The 19,159-nt window shown below is 69.6% G+C and carries 14 protein-coding genes; 4 read left to right on the top strand and 10 right to left on the bottom strand.

What is annotated here, in order from left to right:
- Positions 1–9: 9 nt before the first annotated feature.
- Complete coding sequence (locus CLV01_RS21320; RefSeq protein WP_063325719.1) at positions 10–1,704, bottom strand: long-chain fatty acid--CoA ligase; 1,695 nt, start codon at positions 1,702–1,704, stop codon at positions 10–12.
- A 238-nt stretch (positions 1,705–1,942) separates the two neighbouring features.
- On the opposite strand from CLV01_RS21320, the gene CLV01_RS21325 reads away from it, so the two are divergent.
- Entirely contained in the window at positions 1,943–2,482 is a 540-nt protein-coding gene (locus CLV01_RS21325) for a pyridoxamine 5'-phosphate oxidase family protein (protein WP_099733260.1), read from the top strand.
- 1 nt (position 2,483) lies between these two features.
- On the opposite strand, the gene CLV01_RS21330 is transcribed toward CLV01_RS21325, so the two are convergent.
- From CLV01_RS21330 to hrpA, 4 genes are all read right to left on the bottom strand, one after another.
- Positions 2,484–2,987 (bottom strand): hypothetical protein, encoded by a 504-nt coding sequence (locus CLV01_RS21330; RefSeq protein ID WP_099733259.1) that lies wholly within the window; start codon positions 2,985–2,987, stop codon positions 2,484–2,486.
- A gap of 2 nt (positions 2,988–2,989) precedes the next feature.
- Positions 2,990–3,892 (bottom strand): LysR family transcriptional regulator, encoded by a 903-nt coding sequence (locus CLV01_RS21335; RefSeq protein WP_099733258.1) that lies wholly within the window; start codon positions 3,890–3,892, stop codon positions 2,990–2,992.
- Between the two features lie 61 nt (positions 3,893–3,953).
- A complete protein-coding gene (locus tag CLV01_RS21340; protein WP_099733257.1) occupies positions 3,954–4,604 on the bottom strand; it encodes a cysteine hydrolase family protein in 651 nt (216 codons plus the stop codon).
- Positions 4,605–4,869: 265 nt separating this feature from the next.
- On the bottom strand, positions 4,870–8,943 hold the full coding sequence (gene hrpA, locus CLV01_RS21345) for an ATP-dependent RNA helicase HrpA (protein WP_099733256.1): 4,074 nt from the start codon (positions 8,941–8,943) through the stop codon (positions 4,870–4,872).
- Between the two features lie 214 nt (positions 8,944–9,157).
- Here hrpA and CLV01_RS21350 point away from each other — a divergent pair, with 214 nt between their 5' ends.
- Positions 9,158–10,324 carry a metallophosphoesterase gene (locus CLV01_RS21350; RefSeq protein ID WP_180288439.1) on the top strand — a complete coding sequence of 389 codons (1,167 nt, stop codon included), beginning with the start codon at positions 9,158–9,160 and terminating at the stop codon, positions 10,322–10,324.
- Positions 10,325–10,351: 27 nt separating this feature from the next.
- Here the strand turns inward: CLV01_RS21350 and CLV01_RS21355 are convergent, their stop codons facing one another.
- From CLV01_RS21355 to CLV01_RS21370, 4 genes are read right to left on the bottom strand one after another with little or no spacing between them, the layout of a single operon-like run.
- Positions 10,352–11,461 carry a lactonase family protein gene (locus tag CLV01_RS21355; RefSeq protein WP_099733254.1) on the bottom strand — a complete coding sequence of 370 codons (1,110 nt, stop codon included), beginning with the start codon at positions 11,459–11,461 and terminating at the stop codon, positions 10,352–10,354.
- Entirely contained in the window at positions 11,458–12,201 is a 744-nt protein-coding gene (locus tag CLV01_RS21360) for an ABC transporter substrate-binding protein (RefSeq protein ID WP_099733253.1), read from the bottom strand. Before CLV01_RS21360 ends, CLV01_RS21355 begins: the two co-directional genes overlap by 4 nt.
- Before the next feature lie 19 nt (positions 12,202–12,220).
- Positions 12,221–13,186 (bottom strand): GntR family transcriptional regulator, encoded by a 966-nt coding sequence (locus CLV01_RS21365; RefSeq protein WP_099733252.1) that lies wholly within the window; start codon positions 13,184–13,186, stop codon positions 12,221–12,223.
- 25 nt (positions 13,187–13,211) lie between these two features.
- Entirely contained in the window at positions 13,212–15,827 is a 2,616-nt protein-coding gene (locus tag CLV01_RS21370; protein WP_099733251.1) for an aconitate hydratase AcnA, read from the bottom strand.
- Positions 15,828–15,924: 97 nt separating this feature from the next.
- On the opposite strand from CLV01_RS21370, the gene CLV01_RS21375 reads away from it, so the two are divergent.
- Both CLV01_RS21375 and CLV01_RS21380 read left to right on the top strand, forming a co-directional pair.
- Positions 15,925–16,929: a Bug family tripartite tricarboxylate transporter substrate binding protein gene (locus tag CLV01_RS21375; RefSeq protein ID WP_180288440.1), complete on the top strand. Its 1,005-nt coding sequence runs from the start codon at positions 15,925–15,927 to the stop codon at positions 16,927–16,929.
- Between the two features lie 57 nt (positions 16,930–16,986).
- Positions 16,987–17,970, top strand: a complete 984-nt coding sequence (locus tag CLV01_RS21380) for a Bug family tripartite tricarboxylate transporter substrate binding protein (RefSeq protein ID WP_099733250.1) — start codon at positions 16,987–16,989, stop codon at positions 17,968–17,970.
- A 31-nt stretch (positions 17,971–18,001) separates the two neighbouring features.
- Here CLV01_RS21380 and CLV01_RS21385 read toward each other — a convergent pair whose 3' ends face one another.
- Complete coding sequence (locus tag CLV01_RS21385; RefSeq protein ID WP_099733249.1) at positions 18,002–19,147, bottom strand: AAA family ATPase; 1,146 nt, start codon at positions 19,145–19,147, stop codon at positions 18,002–18,004.
- Positions 19,148–19,159 lie beyond the last annotated feature (12 nt).

Here is a 19,159-nt window from a genome sequence, read left to right on the forward strand (position 1 = left end):
GAGGGCCGGTCAGCCGGCCTCCGCCTCCTGCAGCTGCCGCCACATCACCTTGCCGCTGCCGCTCTTGGGCAGGGCCTTGACGAACTGCACGATCTTGGGCGCCTTGTAGACGGCCATGTTCTCGCGGCACCACTGGATGATGTCCTCGGCCGTGGTGTCTTCCTTGCCGGCACGCAGCACGACGACCGCCTTCACCGACTCGCCGCGGTAGGCGTCGCGCGTGGAGATCACGCAGGCTTCCTGGATGGCGGGGTGGCGGAACATCAGCGATTCGACCTCGGCCGGCCAGACCTTGAAGCCGCTGGCGTTGATCATGCGCTTGAGGCGGTCGGTGATGAAGTAGTAGCCGTCCTCGTCCACGTGGCCCAGGTCGCCGGTGCGAAAGAACCGCTTGCCATCGATCTCCATGAAGACCTGGGCCGTGGCGTCGGGCCGCTTCCAGTAGCCGTCGAAGACCTCGGGGCCGTGGACGACGATTTCGCCCTGCTCGCCCTGTGGGACATCGGCGCCGGTTTCGGGGTCGATGACACGCGCCTCGGTGCTCATGAAGGGAATGCCCAGGCATTGCTGCTTGGGATGCTCGAACGGGTTGCTGTGCGTGGGCGCGGCCGTCTCGGTCAGGCCATAGCCCTCGCTGAAGCGCAGGCCGTATTGCTCCAGCAGGCGCTGGGCCACGGCCTGTGGCATGGCCGCACCGCCGCCGCCGATGTACTTGAGGCTGGTGAGGTCGAACTGCGCAAAGTTGGGGCTGCCCAGCAGGTCGATGACCATGGTGGGGATGTTGGTCCAGCTGGTGACCTGGTAGCGAGAGATCAGCCGCCCCGCCAGCTCGCGGTCCCAGCGCGGCATGACGACCAGGGTGGCGCCCACGAAGATGGCCGTGTGCAGCACCGAGACCATGCCCGTGATGTGGAACATGGGCACGACGGCCAGGACCACGGTCTCGCTGGTGCCGCTGCCCCAGTAGCTGCCCGCCACGGCGTTGTGGTTGATGGAGCGGTGCGGGTGCATGCAGCCCTTGGGGTGGCCCGTGGTGCCGCTGGTGTAGGGCAGCACGGCCATGTCGTCGCGGCCCACCACATGGGGCGGCGCGGCGTCGGTACAGGCCAGGGCCTGCTGCCAGGTGTGGACGCTGCCGCCATCGAGCACGGCCGGCTCACGCCGGGTGAGCAGCCAGTCGTGCCACTGCACGGGCGGGGCGTCGTCGCCCTGCACCCCGGCATCGAAGGCGTCCGTGAACTGGGTGACGACCAGGTGCTCCAGCCGCTGGCCAGGAGCCAGCGCATTGCTGGCCTTGGCCAGTTCGGGGGCCAGGTCGGCCGTGGTGATGGCGACCTTGGCGTCGGCGTCGGTGATGTAGTGCCTGAGCTCCTCGGCCATGTTCATGGGATTGACCGGCACCACCACCGCATTGGCGCGGAAGATGGCGTAGTGCGCCAGGATGAGCTGCGGCGTGTTCTGCATCAGCAGGATCACGCGGTCGCCGCGCTGCACGCCCAGGCTGTGCAGGTAGGCCGCCATGCGCTCCGTGCCCTCGCACAGCTCGCGGTAGCTGATGGAGCTGCCGAAGTAGCGGATGGCTGCCTTGTCCGGGTAGCGTCGCGCATTGACGGCCAGGTTGTCCCAGACGCTGGTGGCGGGCACGGTGATGGAATGGGGCAGGCGGCTGGGCCAGAAAGCGTGGTGCGCGGGCTGGGAGGGCATGGGTGGATGGGCTTTGAAGTGTCGGTGAGTGGAAGGGACGGCGGCAATCCGCCTTGCCAGCGAGGCTAGGCCCACACCCGCTTCCCGGCATTGGGGAAGGCCCCAGGAGATCGTCGCCAAAGTGACGCTTGAGCGCCCATGGCATACCGATGCCACCGCAACTCGCCTTGTGCTTTCGCAAGCCGGCCACGGGCACGCCACGGGCACGCCACAGGTACGCCACAGGTACGATGGCGCCATGCCCTCCACGCCCGACATGCCCCACCTGTCCCGCCTGCAGCTGTCGCTGCGCGATCTGCTGGCCCGCCACCGCAGCGCGGCCCTGGCCACCCAGCCCGCCGGCTCCCCTGCCCCCGGGGCTGGCGATGCACTGCCCGCTCCCCGGCTGTCCATGGTGCCCTGGGCCTGGAATGCGCAGTTTGGCTGCTTTGTGCTGCACGTCAGCGCACTGGCAGCGCACACGCGGGCCATGGAGTTGCACCCGGCCGTCAGCCTGCTGGTGTGCGCGGCCGAAGTGGACGGCGAGGGCGTGCATGCACTGGAGCGCGTGGCCATTGAAGGCGTGGCCAGCACACCGCCGCCCGGCAGCGTGCTGGCCGATGGCGCGCGCGACAGCTATGTGCTGCGCTTCCCCGAAGCCGCGTTCATGACTGATCTGGGCGACTTCCGCTTTGTCTGCATCACGCCATCCATCGCCCGGCACGTGGCGGGCTTTGGCGCGGCGCGCGATGTGTCGGCCCATGACCTGATCGAAGCACTGAGCATCCAGGCCAGCTGACTCACGCGCCCCGCACGTGGGCCGCGATCAGGGCGCCCGCCGCATCGCCCTGCCCCGCCACGCAGGCGCGCACATGGTCCTCCCACATCTGGCCTTGCTGCTCCACCTGGGCATGGACAAAGCGCTGCAGCATGCGCCGGGGATCATCGCAGCTCTCATAGGCATACGGATCGCTGCGCGTGCACAGCGCCTTGAACTGCAGCCAGGCGGCCTGCCGCGTGACAGGCATGCCCTGCAGGCGCTGCCACTGGTGCAGCAGCTCATGGGCAAAGATGCCTGCGATCTGCGGATGCGACAGGCGCAGCGGCTGGCGCGGATCGGACTGCGTGAAGAAGGCGCGCGGCATGAAGATGCGCCCGCCATTCATGGACAACGCCCTGCGCGTATCGCCCAGGCGCCGCTGGTACAGGCGCAGGCGCGGCAGCAGCGCATCGAGCGAGGCGCCGAAATGCGTGCGCACAAAGGCCTGCTCCTGCGCATCCAGTGGCCGGCTCCAGAAGACCATGCTCAGCCGCCTGGCCCTTGCCGATAGCGCCGCGCCATGAAATCCACAAACGCGCGCACGGCCGGGCGCAGATGCCGCGTGCGCGGATACAGCGCGTGGTAGCTGTACTGCCCCAGATGAAAACAGGGCAGCACCCGCACCAGCTGGCCGCGCTCCACGGCCGAGCGCACGGTATGCCAGGTCAGCGCCGCAATGCCCCGGCCTGCGCGTGCAGCCTCGAAGATGGTGGCCACCGAATCGGTGCGCAGCGCCGTGTGCGGCTGCACCTCGGTCACGGCGCCCTGCCCGGACACCACGCTCCAGCGCAATGGGGCCGGGCCCGCCGCAAAGGCCAGGGCGCGGTGCTCGGCCAATTGCTCGGGCGCCTGCACCACGCCCTGGCGCATCAGGTAGGCGGGCGACGCCACCAGCACCAGCGGCGAATGCGTGAGCAGCCGCGCCTGCAGCCCGCTGTCCGGCAATTGCCGGCTGATGCGCACGGCCGCATCCACGCCCTCGGCCACCAGGTCCACCAGCCGGTCGGTGCACAGCAGCTGCAGCTCCAGCTCGGGGAATTGCTGCTCGAAATCGGGCAGCCAGTCGCCCAGCTCGATGGCGCCCACGGCCAGCGGCAGCGTGATGCGCAACACACCCGCCACGCGCGCACGACGCTGCGCCAGCGCGGCCTCGGCCGCATCGAGCTGCTCCAGCAACTGCACACAGCTCTGGTAGTAGCTGCGCCCCGCATCGGTCAGGCTCAGCCCGCGCGAATTGCGCTGCAGCAGTTGCGTGCCCAGCTCCGACTCCAGCCATTTGACATGGCGCGACGCCGTGGAATGCGTCATGCCCAGCCGATCCTGGGCCGCCGTGAAACCCTGCGCGTCCACCACGCCGCAGAACACCCGCATGGCTTGCCATCTGTCCATTGCTCATGCACTCCTTTGGCGGGGATTGTGGAGCATGGACCGCTGATGCCGCCCAGCCCGCTCAGCGCAGCGCCAGCTCCAGGATGCCGTCCGTGGACAGCACATCGCCGAACACATCCTCGATCTCGGCCAGCGCGGCACGGTGCAGGCTGTCGGCGTCCACGGATTCGCCGTTGCTGCGCGTGATGGCACGTGTGGCCACGGCATCGCTGGCCACGACGACCTCGAAGCCCAGCGGCGCGGCATCGCGTGCGGCGCCGGCCACGCAGGCGTGGGTCATGAGGCCGCAGATGACCACGGTGGTGATGCCACGCGAACGCAGCTGGTCGGCCAGGTCGGTGCCGACGAAGGCGCTGACGCTGCGCTTTTGCACCACGGTGTCGCCCGCGCGCGGCTGCAGGCCGGGGTGGAACTGGACGGCGCTGCCATTGATGGCGAACACGGGCGCACCTTCAGGGGCAATGTGCTGGATGTGGAACACGGCAACCTGCCCGGCATCGGCCCATTGCAGCAGGCGCCGGGCCTGCTCCAGGACCTGCGGGCCGCGCGGGATGGGCAGGCGGCCGCTGAAGTACTCGTTCTGGAAGTCGATGACCAGCAGCGCCGTGGCACCCCGTGGCAACTGGCTGCGTCCCGGCGCGCCTGACAGGGCGCGGAGGGTGGGATGGCTGGTGGATTGGGTGGCCTGGCTGGCCTGTTCTGCGAGGGACATGCAGTGCTCCTGAAAACGGGAAGTGGTTGATGCCTGCAGTCTAGAAACGCACAGGGTCCGCAGCAACGCCATGGAGCGGCCAGCATCTGTGCAGGTTCTGCACAGATCACCCATGCTTTGAAAAATGCCCCATCTCTGTGATGGCGCATACGGCCTTGGGCCTTGCATCGCTCCAACCCGCCGCGTGCCGGGAAGGTGGCGATGCCGCATTGAAACATGGCCTGCGGCCCTCCCGCTCAAGAAAGGGCCGCAGGCCGGCACGGCGCTAGTTCTGCAGCTGCTGCCAGACCTTGTCCAGCCGCTTGATGCTGACCGGGTACGGCGTGCGCAGCTCCTGGGCGAAGAAGCTCACGCGCAGCTCCTCCAGCATCCAGCGGTACTCCTGCATGCGCGCATCGATGTGGCCCTTGCGCTCGGCCACCAAGCGCCAGTAGCGCTGCTCCAGCGGGCGCAGCTCGGTCAGGCGGCTGGCGTCGCGCGCAGGGTCGGCGCGGTACTTGTCCAGCCGGCTGGTGATGGCCTTGAGGTAGCGCGCATAGTGCTGCAACTGGGTCCAGGGCGCGGCCGCGATGAAGTTCTTGGGCACCAGGCGCTGCAGTTGCTGGGCGGCGTCCGCCGTGGCGTCAGGCGCGTTCTTGGTGTCCTTGATCTTGCGTTGCGCCGCCGCGTACTCGACCAGGATGGTGGAGGCCATGCGCGCCACCTCGTTGGCGATCAGCGTCAGCCGGCCGCGTCCGTCCTGCACGCGCTGCTTGAACTGCGCGTCGTTGGTGGGCAGCGGCTCCTGCAGGAAGGCGCGGTCTATGGCCACGTCGATGATCTGCTCGCGCAGTTCCTCCTGCGTGCCCAGCGGCATGTAGGCAACGGCCATCTTCTGCAGGTCTGGAATGTTCTTTTCCAGGTACTTGAGCGCGTCGCGGATCTGCAGCGCGAACAGGCGGCGCAGGCCCACGCGGTGGCGTGCGGCCGCAACCTCGGGCTCGTCGAAGACCTCGATGCCGACGGCATCGCCATGGTCGATGAGCGCAGGGAAGCCGATCAGCGTCTGCCCGCCCCGGCCGATCTCCATCAGCTCGGGCAGCTCGCCAAAGCTCCATTCCTTGTAGCGGCTGTCGGCGGGCTGGCTGGGCTTGGCATTCCTGGCAGGCGTGGCCTGGTCGGGCTTTTCCGCCTTGGCAGCGGGCGCAGGCTTCCTGCCGGCTTCGGGCGCGGTGGCAGCGGGTGCAGCAGGGGCCTCGGTGACCGAAGCCACCTTCAACGCGGCCAGCGCCTGGAAGGCGCCGCGCGCCTTGGCGCCGAGTTCGGCCTTGAGCGCGCCCAGGTTGCGGCCCTGGCCCAGCTGGCGTCCATGCTCGTCCGTGATGCGGAAGTTCATGAACAGGTGCGGGCTGAGCATGTCCAGCTTGAAGTCGGCGCGCTTGACGTCCAGCGAGGTCTCGTCGCGCACCTGCTTGAGCAGGGCATCGATGAGCGATCCCTGGCCCCAACGCTCGGGCGTGGTGAAGAGTTCGGCCAGGCGCTGGGCGCTTTCGGGCAGGGGCACGAAGCGGCTGCGCGGGCGCTGCGGCAGGCTCTTGAGCAGGGCCTGGAGCTTGTCCTTGAGCATGCCGGGCACCAGCCATTCCACGCGCTCGTCGCTGACCTGGTTGAGCACGAACAGCGGCACGGTGACGGTGATGCCGTCGCGCGCGTCGCCGGGGCTGTGCAGGTAGCTGGCCGTGCAGTCCACGCCGCCGAGCTTGACGACCTTGGGAAAGGCCTGGGTGGTGATGCCGGCCGCCTCGTGACGCATCAGCTCGTCGCGCGACAGGCGCAGCAGGTCGGCGTTTTCCTTGGCCGCCTCGCGGAACCAATGGTCGAAGGTGGCGCCGCTGAACACGTCCTTGGGGATCTGCTGGTCGTAGAAGGCGTAGATCAGCTCGTCATCGACCAGCACGTCCTGGCGGCGGCTCTTGTGCTCCAGCTCCTCGACCTTGCGCACCAGCTTGAGGTTGGCGGGCAGGAAGTGCCAGCGCGTATCCCACTGCCCCTCCACCAGGGCCTGGCGGATGAAGATCTCGCGCGCGGACTGCGGATCGATGCGGCCATAGCTCATGCGCCGGCCGTTGTAGACCACCAGGCCGTAGAGCGTGGCGCGCTCCAGCGCCACCACGTCGGCCTGGTTCTTGGACCAGTGCGGATCGAGCAGCTGCTTCTTGAGCAGGTGGGCGCCGACTTCCTCCAGCCACTGCGGATCGATGGCGGCGATGCCCCGGCCGTACAGGCGCGAGGTTTCCACCAGCTCGGCCGCAACGATCCAGCGCCCGGGTTTCTTGGACAGGTGGGCGCCCGGGTGCGGGTAGAAGCGGATGCCGCGCGCGCCCAGGTAGGCGTCGCTTTCATCGCCCTTGTAGCCCAGGTTGCCCAGCAGGCCGGACAGCATGGACAGGTGCACGGCGTCGTAACCCGCAGGCTCGGTGTTGATCTTCCACTTGTGCTCGTTGACCACGGTCAGCAGCTGCGAGTGGATGTCGCGCCATTCGCGCACGCGGCGGATGTTGATGAAGTTCTGGCGCAGCAGTTGCTCCCACTGGCGGTTGCTGAGCTTGTGCGAGGGCTCGTCATCCGTGCCGGGACCGGTGTCCTGCGGATGGAAGGCCGCCAGCGCCTCGGCCGCCGGGGCGGCCACGCTCTGCCCGCCGCTGCGCTGGGCCACGGGCAGGAAGGCGGCATTGCGCGCCGATGGCTTGGCGGCCGGTGCCTGGGCGCCGGCCATTTCCTTGCGGCTCTTGGCCACCACCTTGCCGCCGCGCGCATCCTGCAGCCATTTCCACAGGCGCAGGTAGCCGCTGAATTCGCTTTTCTCGTCGTCGAACTTGGCGTGCTGCTGGTCGGCCTGCTGCTGGGCCTCCAGCGGCCGGTCGCGCACGTCCTGCACGGACAGGGCGGAGGCGATGACCAGCACCTCGGCCACGGCGCCGCGCGTGCGCGCCTCCAAAATCATGCGGCCCACGCGCGGGTCCAGCGGCAGGCGCGACAGCTCGCGGCCCATGGGCAGCAGCTCGCCGCGCTCGTCCACGGCGCCCAGCTCGCCCAGCAGCTGGTAGCCGTCGGCAATGGCCCGGCCCGAGGGCGATTCAAGGAAGGGGAAATTCACCACGTCGCCCAGGCCCAGCGACTTCATGCGCAGGATGACGCCGGCCAGCGAGGAGCGCAGGATTTCAGGGTCGGTGAAGCGCGCGCGCGTGCCGAAGTCGGCCTCGTCGTACAGGCGGATGCAGATGCCGTTGGCCACGCGGCCGCAACGGCCCGCGCGCTGGTTGGCCGCTGCCTGGCTGATGGGCTCGACCAGCAACTGCTCGACCTTGCTGCGGAAGGAATAGCGCTTGACGCGCGCCGTGCCCGCATCGATCACATAGCGGATGCCGGGCACGGTCAGCGAGGTCTCGGCCACGTTGGTGGCCAGCACGATGCGCCGGCCCGTGTGGCTGTCGAAGATGCGGTCCTGCTCGGCCTGCGACAGGCGCGAGAACAGCGGCAGCACCTCGGCATGGCGCAGCACGGGCTGCTGTGCCAGGTGCTTGCGCAGGTGGTCGGCGGCCTCGCGGATCTCGCGCTCGCCGGGCAGGAACACCAGGATGTCGCCGCTGACACCGCCGGACCACAGCTCGTCCACGCCTTCGGCGATGGCGTCGTTGAGGTCGTGGTCGCGCTTTTCCTCGAAGGGGCGCCAGCGCATTTCCACGGGGTAGGTGCGGCCCGAGACCATGATCACCGGCGCAGGCCCCTTGGGGCCTTCGAAATGCCTGGAGAACCGGTCGGCATCGATGGTGGCCGATGTCACCACCACCTTGAGGTCGGGGCGCCGGGGCAGGATCTGCTTGATGTAGCCCAGCAGGAAGTCGATGTTGAGGCTGCGCTCGTGGGCCTCGTCGATGATGAGGGTGTCGTAGGCCTTGAGCAGCGGGTCGGTCTGCGTCTCGGCCAGCAGGATGCCGTCCGTCATCAGCTTGACCGAGGCGTCCTTGGACAGCCGGTCCTGGAAACGCACCTTGTAGCCCACCACATCGCCCAGCGGCGTGTTCAGCTCCTCGGCAATGCGCTTGGCCACCGAGCTGGCGGCAATGCGGCGCGGCTGCGTGTGGCCGATCAGGTGGCCGCGCACCTGGCCCTTGTCGTCGGGCGTGGCGTTGACCTTGCCCCGGCCCAGCGCCAGCGCGATCTTGGGCAGCTGCGTGGTCTTGCCCGAGCCCGTCTCGCCGCACACGATGATGACCTGGTGCCGGTCCATGGCCTCCATGATTTCCTCACGGCGGGCGGATACGGGCAGGGATTCAGGGAAGCTGATCTTCAAAGGCATAAGGGGCTGGATTATCCCCGCGCCATGCCGGCGGCGCCACGCGGCTGCAGATTTCCATACGCCTGCCCTGTGCCGCCCGCATGAAAACCCCCGCATGCCAGGGCCTTCGCCAAGTCAGGCCAGCGGCATGCAAGGCATTGCGCACAATCGGCGCTCGCCTTGCCGCCCGCTCCCGGCGCTGGCCGCCTCACCCGCCTTCTTCGATCTGCTCCCCATGGTTTCTCTTGCCGCCCTCGTCATCCCGCTATTGGCCCTGTGGCTGTGGTGGCCCGTCCGCCTGATGCCGCGCCGCGCACGCCTGATGGCGGCCGTCGCCACGGCGGCCCTGGGCTGCACGCCCGCCCTGCTGCTGGTGCTGCTGCGCGAGGGCACGGTCGAGTACCGCACGCTGGCCTATCTGCAGGTGCCGGGCGGCTGGGTGCTGGCCATGCTGCTGATGCTGGCCGTCTTCATCGTGCTCCGCGACGGCCTCTGGGCGCTGGCCGCCGTGGCCCGGCGCGAGGACTGGAAGCAGCGCCTGCACGCGCCGCTGCTCACGGCCGGCGCACTGGCCCTGGCGGGCCTGCTGTCGGCCTGGGGCGTGGCCAATGCGCTGCGCCCGCCCGAGGTGCACGAACGCACACTGCGCCTGCCCGGCCTGCCCACCGGCCTGGAAGGCCTGCGCGTGGCCGTGCTGGCCGACATCCACGCCAGCCCCATCAACGACGCGCGCTATGTGCAGACCATCGTGGACCGCACGCTGGAGGCGCGGCCCGACCTCATCGTGCTGCCCGGCGACATGGTGGACGGCGACGTGGACAGCGGCCGCGCCAACGTCGCGCCGCTGGCGCAGCTCAAGGCACGCTACGGCGTGTGGGCGGCGCCCGGCAACCATGAGTACTACAGCGGCTACGACGCCTGGATGGCCGAATTCCGCCGCCTGGGCCTGAACCTGCTGGAAAACCGCATGCAGCTGATCGATGTGCAGGGCGCGCGCCTGGCGCTGTCGGGCATCGGCGATCCGGCCTATGGCCGCCTGTCGCGCCAGAACACCGACCCCTCCGTGGCCGAAGGCGTGCCGCCCGACATCGACACCGTGGCCCGCCAGGCCAAAGAGGCCGGTGCGCAATACCACCTGCTGCTGGCCCACCAGCCCAAGACCGCCCGTGACAATGCGGCCCACGGCGTGGGCCTGCAGCTGTCGGGCCATACGCACGGCGGCCTGATCCTGGGCATGGACCAATGGCTGGTGGCGCCCGCCAATGACGGCTTCGTGCGCGGCGAGTACGAGGTCGGCGCCATGAAGCTCTTCGTCAGCGCCGGCGCAGGCCTGTGGGCCGGCTTTGCCGTGCGCCTGGGCGTGCCGGCCAGCATCGACCTGCTGGTGCTGCGCGGCGCCTGATCCTGCCCCGGAGGGCAGCGTGGACGGCTACCGCGCGAACACCATGCACACCGGGCTGGCGCAGTGGGTGCTGGCCAGCGGGCGCCAGGCGTCATCCCGGGCATGGCAGACGATGCTGTCGCTGTCCTCGTTGAGCACATAGAGCAGGCGCCCATCGGGCGAGGACGTGAAAAAGCGCGGCGTGCGCCCGCCCGAGGCGAAGCCGCCACTGGCGTGCAGCAGCCCCGTCAAAGGATCGACATCGAAGACCGCAATGCCGTCAGCGCCGCGATTGGACACCAGCACCTGCCGGCCGTCGCGCAAGACCTCGATGCCTGCCGCCCGGCTGTTGCCCACAAAGCCCTCCGGCAGGGTGGACAGGATCTGCAAGCCCTGCAGCGCCCCCGTGGCCGCATCGAAGCGGCAGGTGAGCACAGTGTTGTCCAGTTCGTTGACCACATAGGCGCAGGCCAGCGCAGGATGGAAGGCGATATGCCGCGGGCCCGAGCCTTCGCGGCAGTCCAGCCAGGGCTGGGGCGCAGGCACCAGCCGCCCGTGCTCGAAGGCGAAGATGAAGATCCGGTCCTGCCCCTTGTCAGGCACCAGCACGAAGCGCCCGTCCGGCGAGAAGGGGTTGAAGTGCGGCTTGGCAAACGGCTGCTCCTTGCGATGCGGCCCGGGTTGGCCCGGTAGCGCAAGCCGCTGCTGCACGGAGCCCAGGCGCCCGTCCGGTGCGATCGACATCACGGCCAGCGTACCGCCTGGCCCGCCATACCCCCGGTGGCCGTCGCTGGCAGCCGGCTCGCCCAGATGGTCGGAGACCACCAGCTGCCGTCCGCCCGGGGCGATGGCCAGGTGCACCGGGTTGCGCCCGCCGCAGTCCCGGGTCTGCAGCAACGCCAGGCGGCCCGTTGCGGTATCGCGTGCGAAGACGCTGACCTCATGGCCATCGCCATGCACGGTGTAGAGCCGGGTGCCGGCTGCATCGAGCGCCAGAAACGAGGGGTTGGCAAGCCCGTCCACGGTCTGCAGATGCTGCAGGCCGCCCGTGGCTTCGTCCACGCGATAGACGGTGATGCCCTCGCCACGTGCGTCGCGCTCGCGCGTGGTGCGCGAACCCACGTAGGCGTACAGGGGGCGCGACGCACAGGTGCTCATGCCGATGCACCCGCCAGCGGTGCGACGGCCGCGCCCTGAATGCCATGGCGCTGCAGCGCCTCGGCCACAAAGCCGCAAGCCTTGGCCTCCTCCACAAAGGCCGCCAGCACGCGCAGGGCCTCATCGCCCCGCCCCTTGGGCAGGCCCATGGCCTGCTGGATCACCATGAAGCGGCCCGGCAGCAGGCGCAGGCCGGGCAGGCGTGCGGCATCGGCCTCCAATTGCTGCTTGACGCCTGCGGCCACGTCGGCCGTCGATTCCACAAAGGTCTGCACCACGGCGGGCGAGGACACGGCGCGCTCTATCTGCGCATGCTGCAGCTCGCGGCTCAGGTACAGGTCATAGGCGCTGCCCTTGCCGACCACCACGGTGTGCCCGGCCCGGTCCACCTGGGCGTTGTCGGTCAGCGGCGAATCCTGGCGCACCAGGTAGCTGCCCTCGATCAGCACATAGGGCGCGGTAAAGCCGATGCCCGCGCCACGCACGGGGTCCACGGCAAAGAAGCCGAAGTCGGCCTCCTCGCGCGTGACGGCATCCACCGACTTGGCGGCCGTATCGAAGACCACCAGTTCCAGCTCCAGCCCCAGCTGCTGCGCAAGGCGCCGGGCCAGGTCGATGGACACGCCTGCGGGCTGGCCATCGGCCTGCAGCCGCGCAAGGATGGGATTGCCGGTGTTGATGGAGGCGCGGATGCGGCCAAGCGGCGCGAGGGTGGACAGCAGCTGGGAGGAAAGGTTCATGGATGGCTCGCTTCAAGGGTCAACGGGATGCCCGCCGGGGCGTGGAAGAGGTACGCGAAGGGGTACGCGAAGGTTCCGGGGACGCTGCGCCGGGACCGAGGAGATCGCTGATGCTGGCCAGGTTGCGCAAGGTGCTCGCAAGGTGCTCGCGCATGGCGAGGGAGGCTTCTTCGTTGCGCTCGCGCCCCAGCAGTTCCAGGATGTTCAGATGCTGCTCGCAGTGCTCGCGGTAGCGCGCCCGGTCCTGCATGGAGCGGTAGGACAGCAGGCGCCGCACGCGGTTGACGCGGCGGATGGTGTCGATGAAGAACACGTTGCCCGAGGCCTCGACCAGGGACTCGTGGAAGTTCACCCCCCGGTCGTGGATGCGGTCGGCCGGGTCGGTGGCGATGCCGCCTTCGAGCAAGTGGATTTCGGCCGCGCGGCAGCGTTGCAGCACGGCGCGGTCCAGCCGGTAGCCGGGCTCCAGCAGCGCGGCCGGCTCCAGCGCCATACGCAGACGGTAGGACTGCAGCAGGCTGTCGGGCGTGGTCAGCATGGCCGCAAAGGTCCAGCCGTAGCCGGGCTTGCGCTCGATCCAGCCCTCCTGCGAGATGCGGTTGAGCACGGCCGCCAGCTGGGCCTTGCTCAGGCCGTAGCGCGTGCGCAGCGCGGCCTCGGTGACGGATTCGGGCAGGCTGGCGCGCAGCCGGTCCTCGGCGATGCGAAAGTAGATGGCTTCGGTCAGGTCCTGGTCGCCGGCCGCCGCCTCGGCCAGCAGTTCGTCCGGAATCCCGTCATGCGGCAGGGCCAGGAAAAACCCCCGGTTGCGCTCGCGCCGCACCACGCCCTGCTCTTCCAGCTGCTGCAAGGCCTCGTTGACGGGCTGGCGGGAGACGCGCAGCCGGTCGGCCAGGCCCTGGGCGGCCAGGTGGGTTCCGCTGTCCCATTGTTCGGAACGGGCCAGTGCCAGGATTTGCGAGCACAGCTGGGTGGAGGTCTTCATGCCCCCATTGTCATGCCATGCCACATCAGCGCCCGGCCGCCTGCCGCAGGATGGAAGGAATCACGCCGCCGCTGCGCAGCAGCCCGGCCTCCAGCTGCGTCTCCACGGCGGCCGTGGCCTGCAGCGCCTGCACGCTGCCATCGCCGCGCAGTATGCGCACGGGCACGGCGCAGCGCGGCGCCAGGGCGTCGGACGGTGCATCGATCTCGATACGGTCGCCCGGCTGCAGCGCCAGTTCCTGCGGCCCCATGCCCGCAGGCAAGCGCAGCGGCACGATGCCCATGCCGATGAGGTTGGAGCGGTGGATGCGCTCGAAGCTCAGGGCCAGCACGGCACGTATGCCCAGCAGGCGCTGGCCCTTGGCGGCCCAGTCGCGCGAGGAGCCCGTGCCGTAGCGCTCGCCGGCCACCAGCACCACGGACTGGCCCGCCTTGCGGTAGCACTGCGCGATGTCCCACAGCGGCGCGATCTCGCCCGATGGCGCATGCAGGCCATGGGCCACGGGGGCACCGGGCGCCAGCAGGTTCTTCAGCGTCTTGCTGTGAAAGGCCGCCCGCACCATCACCTCCCAGTTGCCGCGCCGCGACGCGAAGACGTTGAGATCACCCCGGTCGTCGCCGCGCTCCACCAGGAAATCGGCCACTAGGCTGTCGGGCGGGATGGCGCTGGCCGGCGAGATATGGTCCGTGGTGATGTCGTCGCCCACCACCAGCAGCGGGTGGGCCTGGTAGCGGCCCAGCTGGCTGCCCTCGGACAGCGCGGCAAAGGGCGGGCGGCGCAGCGCGGTGGACCGCGCGTCCCAGGGAAACAACGGCCCCTCGGGCGCCTTCAGCGCATGCCAGGCCGGGTTGAGCGTGGCCCGCGCGAAGTCGCGGCCGAAGTCCTGCGGGTGCAGGCCCAGCGCCAGCGCCGCCTGGACTTCCTCGCGGGTGGGCATGAGGTCGGCCAGGAACACGGGCCGGCCATCGGCCAGTTGCTGCACGGGCTCGAGGCGCAGGTTGCGGGCCGCGTCGCCGGCCAGGCCGAAGGCGATGACCAGGGACGGCGACATGATGAAGCTCAGCTCGATGTCCGGATGCACGCGGCCCGGAAAATTCCGGTTGCCCGACAAAATGGCCACGGCCTTGGCCTGGCCGGCGCGCTGGGCCTGGCGCACCGGCTCCGTCAGCGGGCCGGGGTTGCCGATGCAGGTGGTGCAGCCGTAGCCCACGATGCCGAAGCCCACGGCCTCCAGGTCCTGCAGCAGCCCGGCGCGCGCCAGATAGGAGGCAGCCGCCGGCGAGCCCGGTGCCATTGAGGTTTTGACCCATGCGGGGACCTTCAGCCCCAGCGCCCGCGCCTTGCGCGCCACCAGCCCGGCGGCGACCAGCAGCGCGGGATCCGAGGTATTGGTGCAGCTGGTGATGGCGGCCAGCGCCACGGCATGGCGCGGCAGCCCGGTCTGCGCGCCGGACGCAACAAAGCCCACGGCCTGCAGCGCGCGGGCGCTGTCGCCATAGTCGAGCAGGTCCTGCGGGCGGCGCGGACCGGCAATGTGCCAGCCCACGGTGTCCAGGTCGATCTCGATCTGGCGTGTGTAGCGCGGCCGGGCCTGCGGATCGAACCACAGGCCCTGGGCACGCATATAGGCCTCGACCAGGGCGACGCGCTGTGGGCTGCGGCCCGTGGCGCGCAGGTAGTCAAGCGTCTGGCCATCGACCGCGAAGTAGCCCGTGGTGGCGCCGTACTCGGGCGCCATGTTGGCCACCACGCTGCGCTGGCCCGCCGTCAGCGTGGACACGCCGGGGCCGAAGTACTCGACGAACTCGCCGGCCACGCCCAGGGCGCGCAGCCGCTGGGTGGCGACCAGGGCCAGGTCGCTGGCCTGCACGCCGGGGCGCAGCGCGCCGGTCAGCCGCACGCCGATGACGTCGGGGATGCGCAGCATGGTGGGCATGCCGAACATCACGGTCTGCGCCTCCAGCCCGCCAACGCCCCAGCCCAGCACGCCGATGCCGTTGACCATGGGTGTGTGGCTGTCCGTGCCCAGCATCATGTCGGGCACGGCCCAGAGCCTGCCGCCCCGCTCCTCGGTAGCCACCACGGTGGCCAGCTGCTCCAGGTTGATGGTGTGCATGATCCCCGTGCCGGGCGGGTGGATGGTCACATGGGCCAGGGCCCTGGAAGCCCAGCGCAGGAAGCGGTAGCGCTCGGCATTGCGCCGTATCTCGTGCTCCAGGTTGGCCTGGGCGGCGCCCGGCACTGCATAGGCCTCCACGGCCAGCGAGTGGTCCACCGACACATCGACGGGCAGCACCGGATTGAGCACGGCCGGATCCACGCCCTCTTCGTGCAGCGCGTCGCGCATGGCCGCGATGTCGACCAGCGCCGGCGTGCTGGTGGTGTCGTGCATGAGCACGCGGCCCGGCTGGAAGGCGATCTCGGCCTCGCTGCTGCCATGTTCCAGCCAGGCCCGCAGGGCAGCCACGGCAGCGTCCCTTTCCTGCCCCTCCATGTGGCGCAGCACGTTCTCCAGCAACAACCTGAGCACCACGGGCAGGCGCGGCAGGCACTCGCCCAGCACGCCCGGCACATCGGCGGCGTGGTAGCGGACTCCGTCCAGTTCAAGGACGCGGGAAAAGGGGTTCTCGGTGTTTTCCATAGCTGATATTTTGCATATTGAATTTCTAAAATGCAATCAAACGCCTCATCTCGCTTTCCCTGAAACCCCGGCCAAAAGGCCGCCAAGGAGTTTTGACATGTACGCTCCCTCCCGCCGCAGCTTGCTGCGCAGCCTGGGCACCGCGCTGCTCGCCGGCCTCATCGGCCTCATCGGCAGCCTGCCCGCTGCGGCCCAGGACGCGCCGCAGCGCAGCATCACTCTCGTGGTTCCCTTCACGGCAGGCGGCGGCGTCGACGCCATGGCCCGGCTGCTGGCCGAGCGGCTGCGCGTGACGCTCAAGCAGCCGGTGGTGGTGGACAACAGGCCCGGCGCCAGCGGCATGCTGGGCGCAGGCGCCGTGGCACGCGCGGCGGGCGACGGCCACACGCTGCTGCTGGGCTCGGCCGGCGAAACCGCCATCGCCCCGCTGGTGCACCAGGGCCGCATGCCCTATCAGTCGTCCCGCGACCTGGCCCCCCTGACCCTGGTCACGCGCGTGCCCAACGTGCTGGTGGCCTCGCCCGGCCTGCCGGCCAGCAACATCGATGAACTGGTGCGCCTGGCCAAGGCCAGCCCCGGCAAGCTCGGCTACGCCACCAGCGGCGTGGGCAATCCCCAGCACCTCAATGGCGAGCTGCTGCAGTCGCTGGCCGGCATCCGGCTGAACCACGTGCCCTACCGGGGCGCGGCCAACCAGCTGGTGGACGTGTCCTCGGGCGTGGTCGAACTGGCCTTCGTCAGCTACGCGGGGGCCGCGCCCTTCATCAGGAGCGGCCGTGTCAAGGCGCTGGCGGTGACTTCAGCGCAGCGCGCCAGCTTCGCCCCCGGCATTGCCGCCATTGCCGAGTCCACGGGCCTGGCCTCCTACGACCTGGACAACTGGTTCGGCCTCTTCGCGCCCGCCTCCACACCGCCGGCCGTCCAGGCGCGGCTGCATGCGGCGGTGGTCAATGCGCTCAAGGATCCCGAGCTGGCGCAGCGCCTACGCGAACTGGGCGGCGAGCCCGCTCCCATGTCGCAGCAGCAGTTCAGGGACTTCATCGCCGCCGAGACCGCCAGGTACGCCGCCATCGTGACCTCGGCCCGCATCGTGGCCGAGTGAGGGCGCGTGCCCTTTCCCGGCATTTGCCTTTCCCTTCAGAAAACCACAGGAGACGACATGCAGCTTCATCCCGCTCTGGCCGCCACGGCCGCCGCCATCCTGGTCCTGGTTTCGGCCACGGCCCGGTCCCAGACCGCCCCCGACGGCTACCCGGTCCGCGCCGTCACCATCGTCGTGCCCTTCGCGGCCGGCGGAAACACCGACGTCAAGACCCGGCTCGTGGCCAGGCAGCTGGCGCAGATACTGGGCCAGCCCGTGATCGTGGACAACAAGCCCGGCGCCAGCGGCAACATCGGAATGGAGTTCGTGGGCCGCGCCGCAGCCGACGGCTACACCATCGCCATGGGCAGCTTCGGGCCGCTGGCCGTCAATCCCTGGATCTATCCCAAGCTCAACTTCGATCCCAAGACCTTTGTCCCTATCATCCTGCTGGAGAAAAGCCCGCTGGTGCTGGTCACGCCCGCCGACAAGCCCTATCGCAGCGTGGCCGATGTGGTGACGGCCGCCAAGGACAGGCCGGGGCAGCTGAACATCGCCAATGCAGGGCCGGGTGGTGCGCACCATCTCTCGGCCGAGCTTTTCGAGGCGGCGGCAGGCCTGGACATGGTCGGCGTGCCCTTCAAGGGCGGTGGCCCCGCCGCCACCGCCCTGCTGTCGGGACAGGTGGACCTGATGTTCGAGCAGACCGGTGCGGCCGCGCCCTCCATACAGGCGCGCAAGATCCGCGCGCTGGGTGTGACCTCGGCACAGCGCCTGGCCATGCTCCCTGACGTGCCCACCTTCGCCGAGTCCGGCTTCCCCCAGGTCACCGTCTCCAACTGGATGGGCTATGTGGCGCCCAAAGGCACGCCGCCCGAGATCGTGGCCCGGCTCAACAAGGCGTTCGCCAAGGCCATGGACCATCCGGAAGTCCGGGAACGCATCGTCTCCCAGGGCAACGAGTTCGGCGGCGGCAGCAGCCAGGAGTTCGCCGCCTTCATCGACAGCGAAGCCGCCAAGTGGGGCCGGCTGGTGAAGGAGCGCGGAATCCGAAGGGATTGAGCGAAAGGCGGGGCCTACCCCCACCCCCGACCTACCCCTCATTGACCACCAACGACAGCGCATGCGCCTCGGTAGGCAAAGGCACATCCCAGCGCTGCAGCAGGCTGAGCAGGGCCGCGTTGGTCAGCGTGGTGTCGCGCGCGCGGTTGCGGGCCAGCAGGGTTGGGCGGCTGGCTTCCAGGTGCACGAGCTCCACGCGGGCGCCGTAGGCCAGGCACAGGTCCACGGTCTTGCCGCGCATCTGGCGCGACAGGTGGGTGGCATTCCAGACGAAGGGCTGGCCCGCGCGCAGCAGGGCCTTGGCCTTGTCCACGGCGTGGTGGGCAGCGGCGCCCTCGTTCTGGCCGTGGCGCAGGCCCAACTCCGTACGCGCATCGTCGAAAGAGACCACGGGCAGGTCGCCATGGTGGGCGGCCACCCAGGTGTTCTTGCCGCTGGCCGGCAGGCCGCACATGACGATGGCGCGCGAGCCGGTCTGCTCGTGCAGCGCATAGTCGGGATGCAGCTGCGCGCCCCGGAAGTAGCGCACCGCCGTCTCGGCCGAGGCAAAGCGGCGTGGCGTGCGCAGGCAGCCCTCCTCCAGCGCGAACTCGCGCACCAGTTCGATGTTGACCAGCACGGACGCAATGTCCGGGCAGATGCGCCCGCGCATGTCGGCGCGCGCCAGCAGGGTGAGCAGGTGCAGGTCCACCTGCCAGGACAGCTCGCGCACGATGAACTCGGGCGAGAGGCCGCGGCGCGAGTCGGCAAAGGCGAAGAACGGCACCTGGTGCACGGCAATGAGGCGGCAGATGGCCTCGCGCTGGTCCACGGGCGCGCCGGCTTCCCAGAGCATGAGCCGCGCATCCAGCGCACCCCGGCGCGAGTGGCCGGGCTGGCCGATGCGGCCGTCCTCGCCCACCACGGTGGTCGAGCACTTGGCCACGTCGTGCAGCAGCGCGGCCAGGAAGACCGTCTCGCGCTCGGTGGCGGTGAGCGCCGCATGGCCGGGGTCGGCCAGCAGTTCGCGCACCACCATCTGCGTGTGTGTCCAGACATCGCCTTCGGCGTGATAGACGGGGTCCTGCGGCGTGGTTTTGGCCTGCTCCAGCTGGGGGAAGGCGGCCAGGCAGGCCACGAAGTCGGGGTCGGCGCCGGGCTGCGGCACCAGGGACTGGATCTGTTTCCAGTTCGTCATGGAAATCTCCTT

The sequence above is a fragment of the Delftia sp. 60 genome, from assembly GCF_002754395.1.
GTDB classification, from domain to species: Bacteria; Pseudomonadota; Gammaproteobacteria; order Burkholderiales; family Burkholderiaceae_C; genus Comamonas; species Comamonas acidovorans.

Bases quoted from the DNA above. Each gene is read 5' to 3' on its own strand.
- CLV01_RS21320 (WP_063325719.1), bottom strand. From the start codon at position 1,704: ATGCCCTCCCAGCCCGCGCACCACGCTTTCTGGCCCAGCCGCCTGCCC.
- CLV01_RS21325 (WP_099733260.1), top strand. From the start codon at position 1,943: ATGCCCTCCACGCCCGACATGCCCCACCTGTCCCGCCTGCAGCTGTCG.
- CLV01_RS21330 (WP_099733259.1), bottom strand. From the start codon at position 2,987: ATGGTCTTCTGGAGCCGGCCACTGGATGCGCAGGAGCAGGCCTTTGTG.
- CLV01_RS21335 (WP_099733258.1), bottom strand. From the start codon at position 3,892: ATGGACAGATGGCAAGCCATGCGGGTGTTCTGCGGCGTGGTGGACGCG.
- CLV01_RS21340 (WP_099733257.1), bottom strand. From the start codon at position 4,604: ATGTCCCTCGCAGAACAGGCCAGCCAGGCCACCCAATCCACCAGCCAT.
- hrpA (WP_099733256.1), bottom strand. From the start codon at position 8,943: ATGCCTTTGAAGATCAGCTTCCCTGAATCCCTGCCCGTATCCGCCCGC.
- CLV01_RS21350 (WP_180288439.1), top strand. From the start codon at position 9,158: ATGGTTTCTCTTGCCGCCCTCGTCATCCCGCTATTGGCCCTGTGGCTG.
- CLV01_RS21355 (WP_099733254.1), bottom strand. From the start codon at position 11,461: ATGAGCACCTGTGCGTCGCGCCCCCTGTACGCCTACGTGGGTTCGCGC.
- CLV01_RS21360 (WP_099733253.1), bottom strand. From the start codon at position 12,201: ATGAACCTTTCCTCCCAGCTGCTGTCCACCCTCGCGCCGCTTGGCCGC.
- CLV01_RS21365 (WP_099733252.1), bottom strand. From the start codon at position 13,186: ATGAAGACCTCCACCCAGCTGTGCTCGCAAATCCTGGCACTGGCCCGT.
- CLV01_RS21370 (WP_099733251.1), bottom strand. From the start codon at position 15,827: ATGGAAAACACCGAGAACCCCTTTTCCCGCGTCCTTGAACTGGACGGA.
- CLV01_RS21375 (WP_180288440.1), top strand. From the start codon at position 15,925: ATGTACGCTCCCTCCCGCCGCAGCTTGCTGCGCAGCCTGGGCACCGCG.
- CLV01_RS21380 (WP_099733250.1), top strand. From the start codon at position 16,987: ATGCAGCTTCATCCCGCTCTGGCCGCCACGGCCGCCGCCATCCTGGTC.
- CLV01_RS21385 (WP_099733249.1), bottom strand. From the start codon at position 19,147: ATGACGAACTGGAAACAGATCCAGTCCCTGGTGCCGCAGCCCGGCGCC.